The sequence below is a fragment of the Streptomyces sp. NPDC048612 genome (assembly GCF_043199295.1).
Lineage (GTDB): Bacteria > Actinomycetota > Actinomycetes > Streptomycetales > Streptomycetaceae > Streptomyces.
In genome coordinates, this window is sequence record NZ_JBICVV010000010.1 from 40,653 (window position 1) to 58,808 (window position 18,156).

At 72.8% G+C, this 18,156-nt stretch carries 15 protein-coding genes; 9 read left to right on the top strand and 6 right to left on the bottom strand.

Annotation, left to right across the window (positions count from 1 at the left end; all coding sequences use genetic code 11):
* Positions 1 to 6 precede the first annotated feature (6 nt).
* The 3 genes from ACGFN2_RS17225 to ACGFN2_RS17235 all read left to right on the top strand — a co-directional run bounded on the left by ACGFN2_RS17225 (position 7) and on the right by ACGFN2_RS17235 (position 5,201).
* Entirely contained in the window at positions 7 to 1,746 is a 1,740-nt protein-coding gene (locus ACGFN2_RS17225) for an amidohydrolase family protein (protein ID WP_393360990.1), read from the top strand.
* Between the two features lie 109 nt (positions 1,747 to 1,855).
* On the top strand, positions 1,856 to 3,316 hold the full coding sequence (locus ACGFN2_RS17230; protein WP_393360993.1) for an aldehyde dehydrogenase family protein: 1,461 nt from the start codon (positions 1,856 to 1,858) through the stop codon (positions 3,314 to 3,316).
* A 307-nt stretch (positions 3,317 to 3,623) separates the two neighbouring features.
* The gene (locus tag ACGFN2_RS17235) at positions 3,624 to 5,201 is read left to right on the top strand and encodes an APC family permease (RefSeq protein ID WP_393360996.1); all 1,578 of its coding nucleotides are present in this window, start codon (positions 3,624 to 3,626) and stop codon (positions 5,199 to 5,201) included.
* 79 nt (positions 5,202 to 5,280) lie between these two features.
* Here ACGFN2_RS17235 and ACGFN2_RS17240 read toward each other — a convergent pair whose 3' ends face one another.
* Positions 5,281 to 6,801 (bottom strand): CehA/McbA family metallohydrolase, encoded by a 1,521-nt coding sequence (locus ACGFN2_RS17240; protein ID WP_393360999.1) that lies wholly within the window; start codon positions 6,799 to 6,801, stop codon positions 5,281 to 5,283.
* A 164-nt stretch (positions 6,802 to 6,965) separates the two neighbouring features.
* Between ACGFN2_RS17240 and ACGFN2_RS17245 the strand changes: the two genes are divergently transcribed.
* From ACGFN2_RS17245 to ACGFN2_RS17255, 3 genes are all read left to right on the top strand, one after another.
* Positions 6,966 to 7,790: a TIGR03619 family F420-dependent LLM class oxidoreductase gene (locus ACGFN2_RS17245; protein WP_362602815.1), complete on the top strand. Its 825-nt coding sequence runs from the start codon at positions 6,966 to 6,968 to the stop codon at positions 7,788 to 7,790.
* 290 nt (positions 7,791 to 8,080) lie between these two features.
* On the top strand, positions 8,081 to 8,479 hold the full coding sequence (locus ACGFN2_RS17250) for a VOC family protein (RefSeq protein WP_393361002.1): 399 nt from the start codon (positions 8,081 to 8,083) through the stop codon (positions 8,477 to 8,479).
* A gap of 133 nt (positions 8,480 to 8,612) precedes the next feature.
* Positions 8,613 to 11,246, top strand: a complete 2,634-nt coding sequence (locus ACGFN2_RS17255; RefSeq protein WP_393361005.1) for a bifunctional FO biosynthesis protein CofGH — start codon at positions 8,613 to 8,615, stop codon at positions 11,244 to 11,246.
* Positions 11,247 to 11,333: 87 nt separating this feature from the next.
* Here ACGFN2_RS17255 and ACGFN2_RS17260 read toward each other — a convergent pair whose 3' ends face one another.
* On the bottom strand, positions 11,334 to 11,597 hold the full coding sequence (locus tag ACGFN2_RS17260; RefSeq protein WP_085925785.1) for a hypothetical protein: 264 nt from the start codon (positions 11,595 to 11,597) through the stop codon (positions 11,334 to 11,336).
* A 500-nt stretch (positions 11,598 to 12,097) separates the two neighbouring features.
* Here ACGFN2_RS17260 and ACGFN2_RS17265 point away from each other — a divergent pair, with 500 nt between their 5' ends.
* Positions 12,098 to 13,213, top strand: a complete 1,116-nt coding sequence (locus tag ACGFN2_RS17265) for an ADP-ribosylglycohydrolase family protein (RefSeq protein ID WP_393361009.1) — start codon at positions 12,098 to 12,100, stop codon at positions 13,211 to 13,213.
* On the opposite strand, the gene ACGFN2_RS17270 is transcribed toward ACGFN2_RS17265, so the two are convergent.
* Entirely contained in the window at positions 13,210 to 14,046 is an 837-nt protein-coding gene (locus ACGFN2_RS17270) for a helix-turn-helix domain-containing protein (RefSeq protein ID WP_393361012.1), read from the bottom strand. The genes ACGFN2_RS17265 and ACGFN2_RS17270 overlap by 4 nt on opposite strands.
* A 17-nt stretch (positions 14,047 to 14,063) precedes the next feature.
* Here ACGFN2_RS17270 and ACGFN2_RS17275 point away from each other — a divergent pair, with 17 nt between their 5' ends.
* Positions 14,064 to 14,468: a DUF4345 domain-containing protein gene (locus tag ACGFN2_RS17275; protein ID WP_362602800.1), complete on the top strand. Its 405-nt coding sequence runs from the start codon at positions 14,064 to 14,066 to the stop codon at positions 14,466 to 14,468.
* Positions 14,469 to 14,537: 69 nt separating this feature from the next.
* Here ACGFN2_RS17275 and ACGFN2_RS17280 read toward each other — a convergent pair whose 3' ends face one another.
* On the bottom strand, positions 14,538 to 15,323 hold the full coding sequence (locus ACGFN2_RS17280; protein ID WP_362602797.1) for an SDR family oxidoreductase: 786 nt from the start codon (positions 15,321 to 15,323) through the stop codon (positions 14,538 to 14,540).
* A 113-nt stretch (positions 15,324 to 15,436) separates the two neighbouring features.
* A complete protein-coding gene (locus tag ACGFN2_RS17285; protein WP_362602794.1) occupies positions 15,437 to 16,657 on the bottom strand; it encodes a PLP-dependent aminotransferase family protein in 1,221 nt (406 codons plus the stop codon).
* A 162-nt stretch (positions 16,658 to 16,819) separates the two neighbouring features.
* Between ACGFN2_RS17285 and ACGFN2_RS17290 the strand changes: the two genes are divergently transcribed.
* Positions 16,820 to 17,698 carry a hypothetical protein gene (locus ACGFN2_RS17290; protein WP_393361016.1) on the top strand — a complete coding sequence of 293 codons (879 nt, stop codon included), beginning with the start codon at positions 16,820 to 16,822 and terminating at the stop codon, positions 17,696 to 17,698.
* A gap of 147 nt (positions 17,699 to 17,845) precedes the next feature.
* Here ACGFN2_RS17290 and ACGFN2_RS17295 read toward each other — a convergent pair whose 3' ends face one another.
* On the bottom strand, positions 17,846 to 18,055 hold the full coding sequence (locus tag ACGFN2_RS17295) for a DUF397 domain-containing protein (protein WP_362602788.1): 210 nt from the start codon (positions 18,053 to 18,055) through the stop codon (positions 17,846 to 17,848).
* Positions 18,056 to 18,156: the final 101 nt, after the last annotated feature.

The window sequence follows — 18,156 nt, forward strand, 5'->3', positions numbered from 1 at the left end:
CACCCCATGCTCGACCACCTGATCAAGGGCGCGACCGTTGTGGACGGGACGGGCACGCCCTCGTTCACCGCCGATGTCGGCATCCGCGACGGGCGGATCGCCGTCGTCGCGCCGCCCGGCACCGTCACCGAGGAGGCGAGGAGCAGCGAGGACGCGAGCGGGCTCGTCCTCGCCCCCGGCTTCGTCGATCCGCACACCCACTACGACGCGCAGCTCTTCTGGGACCCGTACGCGACGCCCTCGCTCAACCACGGGGTGACGACGGTGGCGGGCGGCAACTGCGGGTTCACGCTCGCCCCGCTGAACCCGGAGCGGCCCGCCGACGCCGACTACACCCGCCGGATGATGTCCAAGGTCGAGGGCATGTCCCTGGTGGCGCTCGAAGAGGGGGCGCCCTGGTCGTGGAGCTCGTTCGGCGAGTACCTCGACGCCCTGGAGGGGCGGATCGCCGTCAACGCGGGCTTCATGGTGGGGCATTGCGCACTGCGCCGCCACGTCATGGGCGAGGACGCCGTCGGCGGACAGCCGACGCCCGCCCAGCTGGAGCGGATGCTCGCGCTCTTCCACGAGGCGATGGCGGCCGGGGCGTGGGGCTTCTCCACCACCCAGTCCGCCACCCACACCGACGGGGACGGACAGCCGGTCGCCTCCCGGCACGCCGCACCGGCCGAACTGCTCGCGCTGTCCCGGGCGGTCGCCGAGCACGAGGGCACCCAGATCGAGGCGATCGTGGCCGGCTGCCTGGACCAGTTCAGCGACGCCGAGATCGAGCTGCTGGTCGAGATGAGCGCGGCGGCCGGGCGCCCGCTGAACTGGAACGTGCTGACCATCGACGCGGCCGTGCCCGAACGGGTGCCGCGGCAGCTGATACCCAGCGCACGGGCCCGGGAGGCGGGCGGCCGGATCGTGGCGCTGACCATGCCGATCCTCACCCCCATGAACATGTCCCTGGGGACCTTCTGCGCCCTGAACCTGATCCCCGGATGGGGCGACATCCTGGGCCTGCCGGTCCCCGAACGGATCGCGCAGCTCCGTGACCCCGCCGTCCGGGCCGAGATGCTGCGGCGCGCCGACAGCAAGGAGGCGGGCGTCTTCCGGCGGCTCACCCACTTCGGCCGGTACGTCATCGGGGACACCTACTCCGCCGCCAACGAGGGCCTCACCGGACGCGTCGTCAAGGACATCGCCGCCGAGCGCGGCCAGGAGCCGTTCGCGTGCCTGGTCGAGATCTGCGCCAACGACCAGCTGCGTACCGTCCTGTGGCCGATGCCCACCGACAACGACCCGGACTCCTGGGCGCTGCGCGCCGAGACCTGGCAGCACGAGGACGTCATGCTCGGCGGCTCGGACGCGGGCGCGCACCTGGACCGGATGTGTGGCGCCCCGTATACGACGCGCTTTCTCGGTGACTGTCTCCGGGGCCGGAAGCTGATGGGCCTGGAGCAGGCCGTGAAGATGCTGACCGACGACCCCGCGCAGCTCTTCGGCCTGCGGGAACGGGGCCGCATCGAGGAGGGCTGGCACGCCGATCTGGTCCTCTTCGACCCCGAGCGGATCGACGCGGGCAAGGCCACCCTCGTCCATGACCTGCCCGGCGACAGCCCGCGGCTGGACTCCCGGGCGATCGGGATCAACGCGGTGTGGGTCAACGGTGTCGAGACGATCCGCGAGGACGTGGTGACCGGCGCGGTACCGGGGACGGTCCTGCGGTCGGGGCGGGACACGAGGACGGTGAGCACGAAGTGACGGCGAGGGGGCGGGGTGCGGGCGAGCGGCGGGGCGTGGTGCGGGGCGCGGCGCCGGGCCCGGGCGGCCCGCGGTGCGGTGCGCCGGGTGCGGGGGCGGTGAGCGGCAGGTGACGGCTCCGGAGCGGTTGTTCATCGGTGGGGAGTGGGCCGCGCCGGACGGTGGGCACTACGAGGTCATCGACCCGGCGACGGAGGAGGTCGTCGGGCTCGCGCCCGAGGCGAGCCCGGAGCAGGTGCACCAGGCGGCGGCCGCGGCCCGCGAGGCCTTCCCCGCCTGGTCCGGGACGTCGCCGCAGCGGCGCGCCGCGATCCTCGACCGGGCCGCCGAGGTGATGCAGCGGGACGCCGCGGCGCACGCCGAGCTGGCGCAGGCGGAGAGCGGTGCGACGACCGGCACGGCGCGCGGGATGCAGGTCGCGGTGGGGGTGGCGCGCTTCCGGCGGTATGCGAAGGGGGCGCTGGAGCCCGTGGAGCAGGCGCTGCCGCCGCAGATCAACGAGGCCGGGCCGATGGGGAGGGCGGGCGTGCTCGGCGCCCTGGCGGTACGGCAGCCGGTCGGCGTGGTCACCTGCATCACCTCGTACAACAACCCCTGGGCCAACCCGGCGGGCAAGGTCGCCCCGGCCCTGGCGATGGGCAACACCGTCGTGGTGAAGCCCGCCCCGCAGGACCCGCTGTCGGTCTACCGGATGGCCGCGGCGCTGGCGGAGGCGGGGGCGCCGCCGGGCGTCGTGAACGTGGTCAGCGGCGCCTCCCCGGCGGTCGGTGAGGCGGCCGTGGACGCGCCGGACGTGGACATGGTGAGCTTCACCGGTTCGACGGCCGTGGGGCAGCGCATCGCCGAGGTGTGCGGCCGCGGCATGAAACGCCAGCTCATGGAGCTGGGCGGGAAGGGCGCCGCGCTGGTCTTCGACGACGCGGACCTGGACTCGGCGGTGGCCGGCATCGGTACGACGTACTCCTTCTACAGCGGGCAGATCTGCACCGCGCCGACGCGGGTGATCGCGCAGCGCGGGGTGTACGAGGCGCTGGTGGAAGGGCTGACGCGGTACCTGGGACGGCTGCCGGTCGGCGATCCCCGGGCGCCGGGGACGGTGGTCGGTCCGGTGATCTCGGCCGCGCACCGCGACCGGGTCGCGTCGTATGTCGAGCTGGGCAGGAAGGAGGGCGCCCGGGTCGTGGCGGGCGGCGGACGGCAGTCCCTTCCGGAGCGCGGCTTCTACGTCGCGCCGACGCTGCTGGCCGACTGCACCCCGGACATGCGGGTCGTCCGGGAGGAGATCTTCGGTCCGGTCGTCGCCGTCCTGCCCTTCGACGACGAGGACGAGGGGATCGCCCTCGCCAACGACAGCGACTACGGGCTGATCGACTACGTGTGGTCCGGCGATGTCGCCCGCGCCTTCCGGGTGGCCCGGCGGCTGCGGGCCGGCGGGGTCGGGGTGAACACGGTCGGGCGGAACATGGAGGCGCCGTTCGGCGGCTTCAAGAAGAGCGGGGTGGGGCGTGATGTCGGCTCCTACGCGCTGCATGCCTACAGCGAGCTGCAGGCGATCGTCTGGGCGGGGTGAGGAGGCGGGAGTGCGGCGGCGGGGCGCGGCGGCCGGGGGCGCGGCGGCCGGGTGGGGTGCCGGGGCCGGCTCGGCGGCTGCTGTGGGATCGGCGGGGGACGGGAAAATTTTGAACTGGGACAAAGCGGACGTTGCTGCGGTTCTCGCAATGCGAAAGATGTAACCCGGAAGCGTTGAAGTGAAGGTGGTGCCTTCTCTTCTCCTCGCAATAGTGGGTGTGGATGAGGGGTTGACCTTTGTGGTGAAGGTCTATTCCCCGGAGGATGATCTTCCGGATGCGGATACAGCAGGCCCTAACGTCCTGTTCATGGTTCAGGTTGACCCCCGGCCCCAGACCGGAGACACGGTAACGAGCGTCGGCGCTCCCGTCGGTGACACCGGCGGCGGCACCCGCGGCAAGGGCCTCAGCGGCAACTCCGTGGGGCTGCTCGGCAGCGCGGTCATCGGCATCTCGACCGTCGCACCCGTGTACTGCCTCACCTCGACCCTCGGCCCCACGGTCGGCGAGGTCGGGGTGCAGATGCCCGCCGTCTTCCTCGCGGGCTTCCTGCCGATGCTGCTGGTCGCCTTCGCCTACCGCGAACTCAACAAGGCCGTGCCGGACTGCGGCACCTCCTTCACCTGGACGGTCAAGGCCTTCGGGCCACGGGTCGGCTGGATGTGCGGCTGGGGTCTGGTGATCGCCACGATCATCGTGCTCTCCAATCTGGCGGGCGTCGCCACCTCGTTCTTCTATCTGCTGCTCGGTGAACTCACCGGCAGCCAGGCCGTCGCCGCCCTCGACGACAACAAGGCCGCCCATGTGCTGACCTGCCTGGCCTTCATCGCCCTCGCCACCGCCATCAGCTACCGCGGGATGACCGCCACCAAGGGCGTCCAGTACGCCCTGGTCGGGCTCCAGCTCGCGGTGCTCGCGGTGTTCGTCGTGCTGGCCGTGACCAAGGCGCGGTCCGGCGACTTCGCCGGCTCCCTCGACTTCTCCTGGACCTGGCTCGACCCGTTCGCCGTCCAGTCGTTCTCGTCCTTCACGGCCGGCCTGTCGCTGTCGATCTTCATGTTCTGGGGCTGGGACGCCTGCCTCACCGTCAACGAGGAGACCGCCGGCAGCGCGAAGACACCCGGCCGGGCGGCCCTGCTGGCGATGGTCGTACTGATCGGCTCCTACCTCCTCACCGCCGTCGCCGCCCAGATGTTCTCCGGCATCGGCAACCAGGGGCCGGGCCTCGGCAACCCGGACACCGCCGACAACGTCTTCGCCGCGCTCGCCGACCCCGTCATGGGCACCGTGCTCGGCGTACTGCTCTTCGTCGCGGTCCTCGCCTCGGCCGCGGCCAGCCTTCAGACCACCTTCATCCCGGTGGCCCGTACGGTCCTGGCGATGAGCACCTACGAGGCGCTGCCCGCGTCCTTCGCCAGGATTCACCCGCGGTTCCGCTCCCCGGCGCAGGCGACCGTGGCGGCCGGTGTCGCCACCGGTGTCTTCTACGCCGTGATGAGCTTCCTCAGCGAGAACGTGCTGATCGACACCATCTACGCACTCGGCCTCATGATCTGCTTCTACTACGCGATCACCGCCTTCGCCTGTGCCTGGTTCTTCCGCCGCGAGCTGCGGAACTCGGCCCGCGACCTGCTGTTCAAGGGGATCTTCCCGGCGCTGGGCGGCGCCCTGCTCGCGGCCGTCTTCGGCAAAACGCTGGTCGACATGTGGAACCCCGCCTATGGATCGGGCAGTTCGGTCTTCGGTATCGGCTCGGTCTTCGTCATCGGCGTCGGACTGCTGCTGCTCGGCGTCGTGATCATGCTGCTGATGCAGCGCCGCAGCCCCGCCTTCTTCCGCGGCGAGGTACTGACCCGTGCCACGCCGGCGCTGGTGGTGGAGGAGTAGGGGCGGGAGCGGGGGAGTTGGGGAGCAGGGGCCCGGCCGCGCCGGGCTCCCCCTCCCGACGCCGTCAGGCCCGCCCGGCTCAGCCCCGGCGCCCCAGGAAGACCGGGTTGGTCATGGCCGCCATGGGGCCCGGCAGGCCGGGGGTGGTCGCGGGGTGGCGGACCTCCGCGCGTATGTAGGCGGCGTGAGCGGGGGTGGTCTGCCAGCTGACGGTGCCGTCGCCCGAGGGGGACAGCGGGGCGGAGTGCAGTCGGCCCTGGTCGGTGACGAAGGAGACCGTGCAGCCGGGGGCGCCCGAGACCGTCAGCCGCGCGGTGACCCGCGCCGTACCGGAGACCGCCAGCCGCTCGCCGATTCCGGCGTGTTCGCCCCGCTCCCCGGAGACCGAGAACGCCAGGCCGACCTTCGACGACTCGGCGATCCAGACCCGGCCGGCCCGGATGCCGTCCTGCACCGCCCGGCGCGAGAGGTCCTCGGCGAGCACCACGGTCTGCGGCAGTCCGACGACATCGGGGTCGCGATGGGCGTCGCTGTGGCCGACGGCCGGCAGCCAGTCGGCGCGGCCCCGGGAGTGGGCGACCAGGGTGTTGTCCCACTCGGCGAGGGTGACCTCGTCATCGGGGGTGTACGGGCCGTTCCAGACCTCCACCGCGTCGGCCTCGTTGAGCCCGAACTTCCAGTTGCAGCCGATGCAGGTGGCGTGCGGATGCGCCGGGATGACCAGGCCGCCGGCCCGCCGGATGGCGCGGGCGTACTTCTCGAAGGCGTTGTCGCGGGCCCGGTAGCGCCAGTCGATGAAGACCCCGGGGTCGGTCCCCATCGCGAGCACGTGGCCGTTGCGGGTGGTGACCTCCTCGCCGGTCAGGATCAGCAGGTCATCGCCCCACAGGCCGTCCCAGGCACGGTGGGAGGAGGTGGTGTTGTGCTCGGAGGTGGTGAGGAAGTCCAGCCCGGCGGCGCGGGCCAGCGCGGCGATCTCGGCGGGGGTGCGCCTGCCGTCGGAGTGGACGGAGTGCAGGTGGTTGTCCCCGCGGTACCACGCGCGGCCCCGGCCCCGGGCGCGCTCGGGCGGATGGACGGGCGCCGGGGTGCGCCCCTGGGGGCCGTACTTCAGGGTGACCGTGACCTCGTAGGACAGCCCCTGCGGGGCGACCGTGTACGGGCCGAGGGCGATATGCCAGGTGCCGGCGTTGACGGGGCCGGGGAGATAGCCGGGGGTGGCCTCGTCGGCGCGCAGGAAGAACTCCGTGCGCGCCCCACCCGACCAGCCGCGGAAGCCGGCGCCGCCGAGGTCCGTGCCCCGCTCGTCGAAGATGCCGATGTCACAGGCGTTGCCGGCCGTGCCCTCGGGGACGGTGGGCCTGTCGTAGCGGTAGGACACGGCGATCTCGCGCACCCCGCGCGGCACTTCGACCGGCAGGTACACGAAGTCGGGAGCGCCCGTGGGCAGATGGCCGGTGACCCGCCGGGTCCGCTCGCCCGGCCCGCCTCCGGACCGCCCGTCGGCGGACGCCGCCTCGGCGAAGCTCACACGTCCGAGCGTAAGCGCGCCCGTCGCGCCCGCAACCGCCGAAAGTCTCAGAACATCACGCCGTTCCATCCCGCCCCCCTGCGTCGTGCGGTGTCCGCCGCGCGGCCGGCTCGTTGCGCCGCGTGAAATCTGTTGTACGCGGCTGTGACACCGAGCGAAAGGGCTGTGGATAACCGTCGGGCGGTGAGGCACCATGCGGTCACGCACAGCCCCGACGCGGAGGTGTCCCCAGCATGCGGATCGCGACCACGATCTTTCTGACCGACGAGACGATCCGGCCGGACCGGCTGGGCCACGAGCTCGAACAGCGCGGATTCGCCGGCCTCTACCTCCCGGAGCACACCCACATCCCGGCCGGCCGGGAGACTCCCGCGCCCATGGGTGAGCCCCTGCCGCGTGAATACGGCCGGACCCTCGACCCGTTCATCGCGCTCGGCCAGGCCGCCGCGGTCACCGAGCGGCTCGCCCTCGGCACCGGCATCACCCTGGTCGCCCAGCACGACCCGGTCGGCCTCGCCAAGCAGGTCGCCACCCTCGACTTCCTCTCCGGTGGCCGCTTCACCCTCGGCATCGGCTACGGCTGGAACGTCGAGGAGGCCGCCGACCACGGGGTGGAGTGGTCGACCCGGCGGGAGCTGACCCGGGACCGGGTGGCGCTGATGCGCGCCCTGTGGGCCGACGAACCGACCGCGTACAAGGGCGCGTTCGGGTCGGTACGGGCGTCCTTCGCCCACCCCAAGCCGGCCAACGGCGCGCCTCGCATCCTCCTGGGCGGCGCGGCCGGACCCAAGCTCTTCGGGCAGATCGCCGCGTACGCGGACGGGTGGCTGCCGATCGGCGGGCGGGGGCTGACCGAGACCGTTCCGGTGCTGCGGCAGGCGTGGGCGGACGCCGGACGCACCGGTGAGCCGGTGGTGGTGCCGTACGCGGTCCGCCCGTCGGCCGGAAAGCTGGCGCACTACCGAGAGCTGGGCCTGCGCGAGGTGGTGCTGCAACTGCCCGCGGCCGGGGAGGCGGAGGTGCTGCGGACCCTGGACGACTACGCGCAGTACCTGTGACGCACGGCAGCATGCCGTACCGGACGGGTGACGCCGGGAGGCCCGGAGGAGCGCGATCGAGCCGGACAGGCCCTAGGTCCATCGGCGTACGGCACCCCTCCCCGGTCCGGGACCGGAGACCGATTCGCGCCCGGCCGCCGCGGTCGTAGCGTCGGAGGTGAGGACCTGTTGAGCCACCCGCACTCAACGGTCAGGAGATCGGCCCTCGGTCCAAGAACAGCGACGGTCCGGACGATCCCGCAGATCAGGGGATCACGCCGATCACGGGACACAGAGATCAAGGAGACCCCATGCCTCGCCTCGACCACACGATCGTGCACAGCACCGACCGTTTCGCCTCCGCCCGTTTCCTGGCCGATCTGCTGGGCCTGCCCGAGCCCCAGGCGGTCGGCCCCTTCGCCGCCCTCAAGCTGGACAACGGGGTGGCCCTCGACTACTCCGAGCATGTCGCAGACAGGGAGTTCGTCCCGACGCACTACGCGTTCCTGGTGACCGAGGAGGAGTTCGACAAGATCTTCGGCCGCATACAGGAGCGCGGGCTGTCCTACTGGGCCGACCCCATGCACCACCGGCCCCAGGAGATCAACACCCTGGACGGCGGCCGCGGTCTCTACCTCCTCGACCCCGATGGCCACAACATGGAGTTCCTGACAAGGACGTACTCCGACGAGCTGCTGGCCGGTATGTGAGCGTGCGATCCGCCGCCGCCGGGAAGTGCCCGTTCCGCGCCCCGCCGGAACATCCGGACGCAGTGATCAGCGGCACACCAACGGCCCCTTCTCCGGCGGCGGGGCTGTCGGTGGCCGCTCGTATCCTCGGAGGATGACTTCCAGCGCGCAGGGACCTGACCAGGCATCCGACCGCGAGACGAGCGCCGCTCCGGCTGCCGGCCGGCCCACGGCGAACGCGATGCGCCGGGCACTCAAGCGGGCCCGCGACGGTGTCGCGCTGGATGCCGGCGAGGCCACGGTGCTGCTGCAGGCGCGCGGTGCGGACCTCCGGGACCTGTGCGCCTCCGCGGCCCGGGTGCGGGACGCCGGCCTGGAGGCCGCGGGCCGCCCCGGGGTCATCACGTACTCGCGCGGTGTCTTCATCCCCCTCACGCGCCTGTGCCGGGACAAGTGCCACTACTGCACCTTCGTCACCGTCCCCGGCAAGCTGCGCCGGGACGGCCACGGCATGTTCCTGTCGCCCGACGAGGTGCTGGACATCGCCCGCCGCGGCGCCGAAATGGGCTGCAAGGAAGCGCTGTTCACCCTCGGGGACAAGCCGGAGGACCGCTGGCCCGAGGCCCGCGAGTGGCTGGAGGCGCACGGCTACGACGACACGCTCTCGTACGTCCGCGCCATGGCCATCCGCGTCCTGGAGGAGACCGGTCTGCTGCCGCACCTCAACCCCGGGGTGCTGTCGTGGACGGACTTCCAGCGGCTCAAGCCCGTCGCCCCGTCCCTGGGGATGATGCTGGAGACGACCGCCGAGCGGCTGTGGAGCGAGCCCGGCGGCCCCCACCACGGATCGCCGGACAAGAACCCGGCCGTCCGGTTGCGGGTCCTGGAGGACGCCGGCCGCTCCAACGTCCCCTTTACCACCGGGCTGCTCATCGGCATCGGCGAGACGTACGAGGAGCGCGCCGAGTCCCTGTTCGCGCTGCGCCGCATCCAGCGTGCCTACCACGGCATCCAGGAACTGATCATGCAGAACTTCCGCGCCAAGCCGGACACGGCGATGCGCGGAATGCCGGACGCCGAACTGGAGGAGCTGGCCGCGACGATCGCCGTGGCCCGGCACCTCATGGGCCCGTCGACCCGCATCCAGGCACCGCCCAACCTGGTCGACGGCGAGTACCAGCTGCTGATCGACGCCGGAATCGACGACTGGGGCGGCGTCTCCCCGCTGACCCGCGACCACGTCAACCCCGAGCGCCCCTGGCCGCAGATCGACGAGCTGACCGAGCGCTGCGCCACGGCCGGCTTCGAGCTGCGGGAACGGCTCCCCATCTACCCGGAGTTCCTCCAGCGCGGCGAACCGTGGCTGGACCCCCGCCTGCTGCCGCACGTCCGCGCCCTCGCCGACCCGGAGACGGGCCTGGCCGTGGAGGACGCCCCCGTGGTGGGCCGCCCCTGGCAGGAGCCCGACGAGGGCTTCACGATGAGCGCCTCCGGCCGCACGGACCTGCACCACAGCATCGACACCGAGGGCCGTACCTCCGACCGCCGTGACGACTTCGACGAGGTCTACGGCGACTGGGAGGCGCTGCGCGAGGCGGCGGCCCCCGGGATGGCGCCGGAGCGCATCGACTCCGACGTACGCCAGGCCCTGTCGCAGGCCGCCGACGACCCCACCCGGCTCACCGACGCGGAGGCCCTGGCGCTGCTGCACGCCGACGGGCCCGCCCTGGACGCCCTCTGCACCCTCGCCGACGCACTGCGCCGCGACACCGTGGGCGACGACGTCACCTACATCGTCACCAGGAACATCAACTTCACCAACGTCTGCTACACCGGCTGCCGCTTCTGCGCGTTCGCCCAGCGCCGCACCGACGCCGACGCCTACACCCTCTCCCTCTCCCAGGTCGCCGACCGCGCCCAACAGGCCTGGGACGTGGGCGCGGTCGAGGTGTGCATGCAGGGCGGCATCCACCCCGACCTGCCCGGCACCGCCTACTTCGACATCGCGCGCGCCGTCAAGGAACGCGTCCCCGGTATGCATGTGCACGCCTTCTCGCCCATGGAGGTCGTCAACGGCGCGACGCGCACCGGGCTGTCCATCCGCGAGTGGCTGAGCGAGGCCCGGGCCGCGGGCCTGGACAGTATCCCCGGCACCGCCGCCGAGATCCTCGACGACGAGGTCCGCTGGATTCTCACCAAGGGCAAGCTGCCCACCGCCACCTGGGTCGAGGTCATCAAGACCGCCCACGAGCTGGGCATCCGCTCGTCCTCGACGATGATGTACGGCCATGTCGACCAGCCCCGCCACTGGCTCGGCCACCTCCGCCTGCTCGCCGAGATCCAGCAGGAGACCGGCGGCTTCACGGAGTTCGTCACCCTCCCCTTCATCCACACCAACGCCCCCGTCTACCTGGCCGGCATCGCCCGGCCCGGCCCCACCACCCGTGACAACCGCGCGGTGACGGCCATGGCCCGGGTGCTGCTCCACCCGCACATCACCAACATCCAGACCAGCTGGGTCAAGCTCGGCACGGAAGGCGCCGCCGAGATGCTCCGCTCCGGCGCCAACGACCTGGGCGGCACCCTGATGGAGGAGACCATCTCCCGTATGGCGGGATCGAGTTACGGCTCCTACCGCTCCATCCAGGACCTCATCGCCATCGCCGACCACGCCGGCCGCCCGGCCCGCCCCCGCACCACGTCCTACGGCCCGGTCCCCGAGGAACGCCGGGCCGCCGCCCACGCATCGGACGGCCACCTGCCGGAACTGCTGCCGGTCGTGGACTAGCCGCCCGGCGCCCACTCCCCACCGCCCCGGGCGGGCAGGCGGCCCGTCAGCCGAAGGCGGCGGGGGCACAGGCCGGCCGCCGCTCCCTCACTCGCCCACGCCCCCCTCGTACTCCGCCTCGTGTTGCAGGATGCACTGCTGCCACTGGGACAGTGCCTCCTCGCGGTCGCCTCCGCTGTCCTGGGCGGCGACGATCAGTGCGTCGGCGGCCATGGCGGCGAGTCGTACGGCGATATGGCACACATCGCTCTGGGGGAGCGGCCGGAGGAGTTCCACCGCGCCGTCGCTGTCTCCGGAGAGCGCGGAGGCGACGACAGCCATGGTGGTGCGATCCCACTCGTACTCGGACATGGGGAGAGCATGCCCAACGGGCGCCGCCGCCATCATCGAACGGATGAACGTCGAGGTGGGGGCGGAAGGGGAAGGCGGGGCGGAAGGGACGGGGTGGGGCCGGTCCTCCTGAGGGACCGAGCCGCTCGTCCGCGGGGCGGGTCCCACGTCCGGATGACCGGAGCCGCCTCGGTCCGGTTGACGGATCGGGCTGCCCGCCAGGCACCGGCGGGCCGGTCTCCCGCCTCGCACCAGCCAACCCCGCACCCACCGACCCCACACCCACCGACCCCCACCCATCGGGACGGTACCGGCCAAAAGCCTCCTTACGAATGACTATTCGCAATACCCTCCTGGCCAAAAATTGATCATTCCTGGTCGATTACAGTGCTGCGCCAGGGGCCCCGTACGGCCCCGGAACGTAGTGAGTTTCAGGAGGGCGCAGTGAGCGAACGCAGCGAGCGTGCCGTTCAGAGGTGCGCGCCGCACGCATGCGAGGCCGGGCGGGGCGAGGTCTCGGCATGAGCGCGGCGGGCGGCGCCCTCTGGGGGCGCGCGGAGCAGCAGGACTTCCGCAGCCGGGTACGCGGCTGTCTGCTCGGCGGCGCCATCGGCGACGCCCTCGGCGCCGGTATCGAGTTCGACTCGCTCGACGCGATCCGCGGGGCGCACGGCCAGGAGGGCGTGACCGACCTGGTGCCCGCCTTCGGGCGGCGCGGCGCGGTCACCGACGACACCCAGATGACCCTGTTCACCGTGGACGGCCTGATCAGGGCCCAGGTGCGCCGCGACACCGGCGCCTGGCACCCGCCCACCGACGTCCACCGCGCCTATCTGCGCTGGGCCGTCACCCAGCGCGACTGGGGCCCGGACGAGCGCAGGGAGGACGACGGCTGGCTCGCCCGCCAGGAGTGGCTGTACTCCCGCCGGGCACCGGGCCGGGCCTGCCTGAGCGGCCTCGGCGACGAGGCCATGGGCACCCTGGAGACCCCCAAGAACCCGGACTCGAAGGGCTGCGGCGCGGTGATGCGCTCCGCGCCGTTCGGGCTGCTGGTCGGCTGGGAGCCGCAGCTGGTCTTCCAGCTCGCCGTCGAGTGCGCGGCACAGACGCACGGCCACCCCACCGGCTATCTGGCGGCCGGCGCCTTCGCGGTCATCAGCCATGGGCTGGCCCGCGGCGAGGACCTCGACGGCGCCGTGCAGAAGGCGCTGGCCCACCTGGCCACCCGCCCGGGCCACGAGGAGACCACCGACGCCCTCAAGCGCGCGCTCGGCGCCGTACGGCAGGGCATGCCGACGCCCGCCCGGGTGGAGTCCCTGGGCGAGGGCTGGACGGCAGAGGAGGCGCTGTCGATCGGCGTGTACTGCGCACTGGTCGCCGAGGACATCCGGCACGGCCTCCTGCTGGCCGTCAACCACGGCGGGGACAGCGACTCCACCGGCTCCGTCTGCGGCAATCTGCTGGGGACCCTGCACGGCGAGACGGCGCTGCCGCCGGACTGGCTGGTCGAGCTGGAGGGCCGGGACACCATCCTGCAGCTGGCCGACGACTTCTCGATGGAGATGACGCAGGGCGCCGCGCTGCACGGCCCGGCCGGGTCGTCACCGGGCTGGCTCGCCCGCTACCCGCGGGCCTAGCGCGCCCGCAAAGCCCGCAAAGACAGGCCCCCGGCAACCACCCCAGAATCCGCCCCGGAATCCGCCCCCGGAACCCGCACCTCATCGACGATGACGCACCCGGCCCCCAGCACCCGGCTCGGCCGCACCCCGAACGTGGCGTGAAAGGTGCTGCTCAGGTGGGACGGGCTGGCGAAGCCCGCCTCCGCGGCCGCCGCGGTCAGGGTTCCGAAGTCGCGCAGCGCCCGGGCGGCGCGCAGCATCCGTGCCCACATCCGGTAGCGGCGGAAGCTCGTCCCGGTCTCCGCGCGGAAGAGGTGCAGGAAGCGCGACCGGGACAGCCCGGCCGCGACGGCGTACTCCGTGGCGCCGTCCGGGAGGTGCGGCTCCGCGAGCAGCCGGCGTACGGCGGCGCGGACGCGGGGATCGAGGTCCGGGCGCTCCGCCCGCTCCGGCGCCGCGCAGAGCCGCCGTACGAGGTCCAGCTCCGCCGCCGCGGAGACCGTCACCGGCTCCCCGCCGGCCCCCAGCGCCTCCCGGCAGGCGCGTTCCGTCGCCGAGCCCGGCTCGACGTAGCAGAAGGTCATCCGGCCGCCGTGGGCATCGATCCGGTGTGCCACGCGGGGACGGATCAGCGCACTCCGGGCGGTACGCCGCACCCCGTCCGCCGCCGTCTCGACCGTGAAACCGGCCTCCTCGCCGACGGCGAGACAGGTCACCGAGCCGGAGTGCATGTCCAGCTCCAGGGAGGGGCCGCTGTACCGGGCACGTCCGGGCCACAGGCTCAGCCGGGCGGAGGGCTCCGGGTGCGGCTCCGGGCGGCAGCACGTTGGTGAAAGCGCGTCGTCGGCCATGGCGGCATCCTCACGGTATGCCCCTTCCTGACGCCACCGCGTTCACCGTCACCGCCCTGCGCACCGCCTGCGCGCTCTTCTTCCTCGGCATGGGGCTGTACGGGCTGGCTGCTCCCGCCCGTCTGGTCCGCCCCTTCCGCATCGCTCTGAACGGGGCCACGGCCCGTACCGAAGTGCGGGCGGTCTACGGCGGGTTCGGGATCGCGATGGCCGCGCTGCTCGGCTGGACGGCTGCCGGACCGGCGGACCCCCTGCGGCGTGGCGCGGCGCTCGCGGTCGCCGTCGCACTGCTGGGGATGGCCCAGGGACGGCTCGCGGCCCGCCCCGCCGAGGCGCCGGAGTCCTGGTACCCGTCATGGTTCTACTTCTGCGTGGAACTCATCGCCGGGGACGCGCTCCTGGCGACCGTCCTGATGACCTGAGCCCCCGGCGCCTCCCCGTACGGGCCGCCTCCGGGAAACCCCGACCCCGCAGCGCGGCCGGAACGCCGCCTACCGCATCAGTTCCCCCGCGTTGACCAGCAGCGACTGGCCGGTGATCGCGCGCGCCCGGTCGGAGGCCAGAAAGACCACGGTCTCCGCCACATCCGCGTCCGTCGCCAGCTCGGGCAGCGCCATCCGTTCGGTGAGCCGGGCCAGCACCTCGGCCTCCGGGACGCCTTCACTCCGCGCCTGGAACCGTACGTACGCCTCCACCGGCGGTCCCCACATCCAGCCCGGCTGCACGGTGTTGACCCGTATCCGGTCCGGCCCCAGCTCGCGCGCCAGTGAGTACATCGCCGAAACCAGCCCGCCCTTGGACGCCGCGTACGCCGCCTGCTGAACCTGGGAGGGCGCGGCGACCGACGACTGGGTGCCGATCACCACCACCGAACCGCCGCCGCGCGCCGTGAGCGACGGCAGACAGGCCCGGGTCATCCGCAGCGTGCCGAGGAGGTTGACGTCCACGACGCGGTGCCAGACGTCGAAGTCGGCGTCCCGCAGGCCCCCGAACAGCGAGTCCAGCGCGGCCACATGGACCACCGCGTCGATCCCGCCGAACCGCTCCACGGCCAGCGCGGCCAGCGCCGCACACTGCTCCTCGTCGCCGATATCGGTCGCCCGCCAGGCGGTACGCGCCCCCGAAGGGTCCAGCTGCGCCGCCGACTTGGCGAGGTTCGCCTCCGTACGCGCCCCCAGTACCACCGAGGCGCCCTCCCGCACACAGGCCGCCGCGACCTGATGGCCGAGCCCGGCCCCCACACCCGAGATGACGACGGTCTTGTCCCGCAGCAGCATGTGTGCCTCCCGGCGGCCGCCCAGCGCGCATCTGATGGTGCGTCAGGTTAGGGCCGGGAGCCACGGAAGGCCAGAGGCGTACGCCGGGACACCGTGCGCCGCGGCGGCCGCGCTCAGCCGTGCCGAGGCGCCCCCTCCAGCGCCTTGCGCAGCCGGCCGAGCCCCTCGCGGATCTCCTCCGGGGAGTGCGTCACGAACGACAGCCGGGCGGCCGCGGCGTCCGGCGGCCCGGCGAAGAACGGCGCACCGGGGACGTAGGCGACGTCATGCCGCACCACCTCGGGCAGCAGCGCCGTCGCGTCGTACCCCTCGGGCAGCGTCGCCCACACGAACATGCCACCCGCCGGACGGTTCCACCGCGAGCCCTCGGGCAGCGCCGCCGCCAGCCCGTCGACCAGCGCGTCCCGCCGCTCGCGGTAGGCCTCGCGCACCCGTCGCAGATGCGCGTCCAGGTCCGCGACCGCCAGATACCGTGCCGCGGCGGCCTGGTCGACCGTCGAGGTGTGCAGGTCGGCGGCCTGCTTGGCGATGACACAGGCGCGCCGCAGCACGGCCGGTGCGCGCAGCGAACCCAGCCGCAGACCGGGCGCCATCACCTTGGAGAACGAGCCCAGCAGCGCCGTACGGTCCTCCGCCCCGGGGAAGGACGCGACCCACGGCACCGGCTCACCCTCGAAGCGCAGCTCCCCGTACGGGTCGTCCTCGGCGATCCACAGCCCGCGGCGGGCGGCGATCCCGGCGACCGCGGCCCGCCGCTCGGCGGACAGCGTGCGGCCGGTCGGGTTCTGGAACGTCGGCACGAGGTAGAGCAGCTTGGGCCGCTCCCGCGCGGTGATCTCGTCCAGCGCGGCCGGGTCCAGCCCCTCGTCGTCGGTCGGCACCGGCACCACCCGGGCGCCGGCGAAGGAGAAGATCTGCAGCGCCGCGAGGTAGCAGGGGTTCTCCACCAGTACCACGTCCCCCGGCTCCAGCAGGGCCGTGGCCAGCAGCGTCAGGCCCTGCTGGGAGCCGGTGGTCACCAGCAGGTCGTCGGCCTCCGTCGCCAGCCCGCGTGCGGTGGTCCGCGCCGCGACGGCCGCGCGCAGCTCCGGGCTGCCCTCGCTGGTGGAGTACTGCAGCGCCCGCAGCGGGTCCTCGGCCAGCACATGCCGGAAGGCGGCCGCGAGCCCCGCCGTGTCGAACAGCTCGGGCGCGGGCAGCCCGCCGGCGAACGAGATGACCTCGGGCCGCGCGGTGAGCGCCAGGATGTCGCGTACCGGCGAACTGCCGGTCCGTGCCGCACGGGCGGCGAGCCCGGGGACGGGGGCGGTGCGGTCGACTATCGCGTCCGGCATGACGACTCCTGTCACTCGTGTTCTGCACATAACCCTCGTTCACCGCATATGCGCGGCAGCTTAGGCGGCCCGGGGCGGGAGCGCAGGGGTGACCGCATGATGAGCCGGGCGGGGGCGCGGGCCCCTCCCCATCTGATGCGACGTCAGCTACACCTGTCTGTCATGACCGCAGACAGCGAACGAACGCCAGAGGTCACCACCGCCGCGGCCGCCGACGGGCCCGCCGCCTACGCCGAGCTGGCCGCCGTCGGCCCCTACGGCGTGCGCCCCGGCCATGCGCTGATCACCATGGTCGAACCGCACCCCGGCCATGAACACGCCTACAACCGCTGGTACGAGGACGACCACTACATCGCGGGCGCGATGGCGATGCCATGGATCTTCGCGGGCCGCCGCTGGGTCGCCACCCGCGAGCTGCAACTGCTGCGCCGCCCCGAGAAGTCCGCCGTCGCCAGTCCCGTCACGGCCGGCTGCTACCTCTCCACGTACTGGCTCACCGAGGGCCGCTACGACGAGCACATGAAGTGGACCGTCGGCATCAACACCCGCCTCAACCGGGACGGCCGGGTCTACCGGCACCGTACCCATGTCTTCACGGCCTTCCAGGACCATCTGGCGACCGTCTACCGGGACGGCGCGGCGGGCCCCCGCGACTTCCACGCCCTGGACCACCCGTACGCCGGGCTGCTGCTGGAGGTGATCGACGCGGACGGCCCGGAGCAGCGGGACCAGCTGCTGGAGTGGCTGTGCGCCCGGCATCTGCCGCGGCGGCTGCCGGGGTCGTCCGCCGCGATGGTCACGGTCTTCCGGCCGACGCCGCTGCCGGGGGACCGGATGTCGTACGTGCGGCAGGTGGAGGGCGTCGACACCCGGCTGACCCTGCTCTGGTTCCTGGAGCAGGACCCGCGCGAGGGCTGGACCGAACGGTTCGCCGGCCTGGAGGAGGAGGTCGCGGAGTCGGGGCTGGGGCGGGTGGAGCTGGTGGCTCCGTTCCTCCCGACCGTGCCCGGGACCGACCGTTACGTGTCCGAACTGCGCTGACCGGTACGGCCGGCGGCCGCACCCGGACGTCTGCCGGCCCACCGGTCCGCCGGAAGCCGAGGCGGGCATGGCCGAGCCCCCTCGGCCGGGACGGCGATCCAGTCGAGAGGGCTCACATCTGCGGAGTGCGGACGGTGACGGCTCAGGTCACGCCGCGTCGAACGCGCCACCGGCGACGTCCGACACAAAGTGGCTCCAGCAGGAGTTGTCGAAGGTGAGGCGCGGACCGTCGGGGTCCTTGGAGTCCCGCACGGCGATGGCCGCGGCAGTCGGCACGGCGATCTCCACGCAGGCGCCGTTGCCACCGGAGTACGAGGACTTGGTCCAGGAGAATGCGGAATTGGGCTGCACGGCCATGTTCACTCCAGCTCACTCTGAGTTACCGGGGATTCGGTACCGACGACGCTACGCGCCAACATCACGAGCCGCAGAGGCCGTTCACCCGTACGAAGGGCATA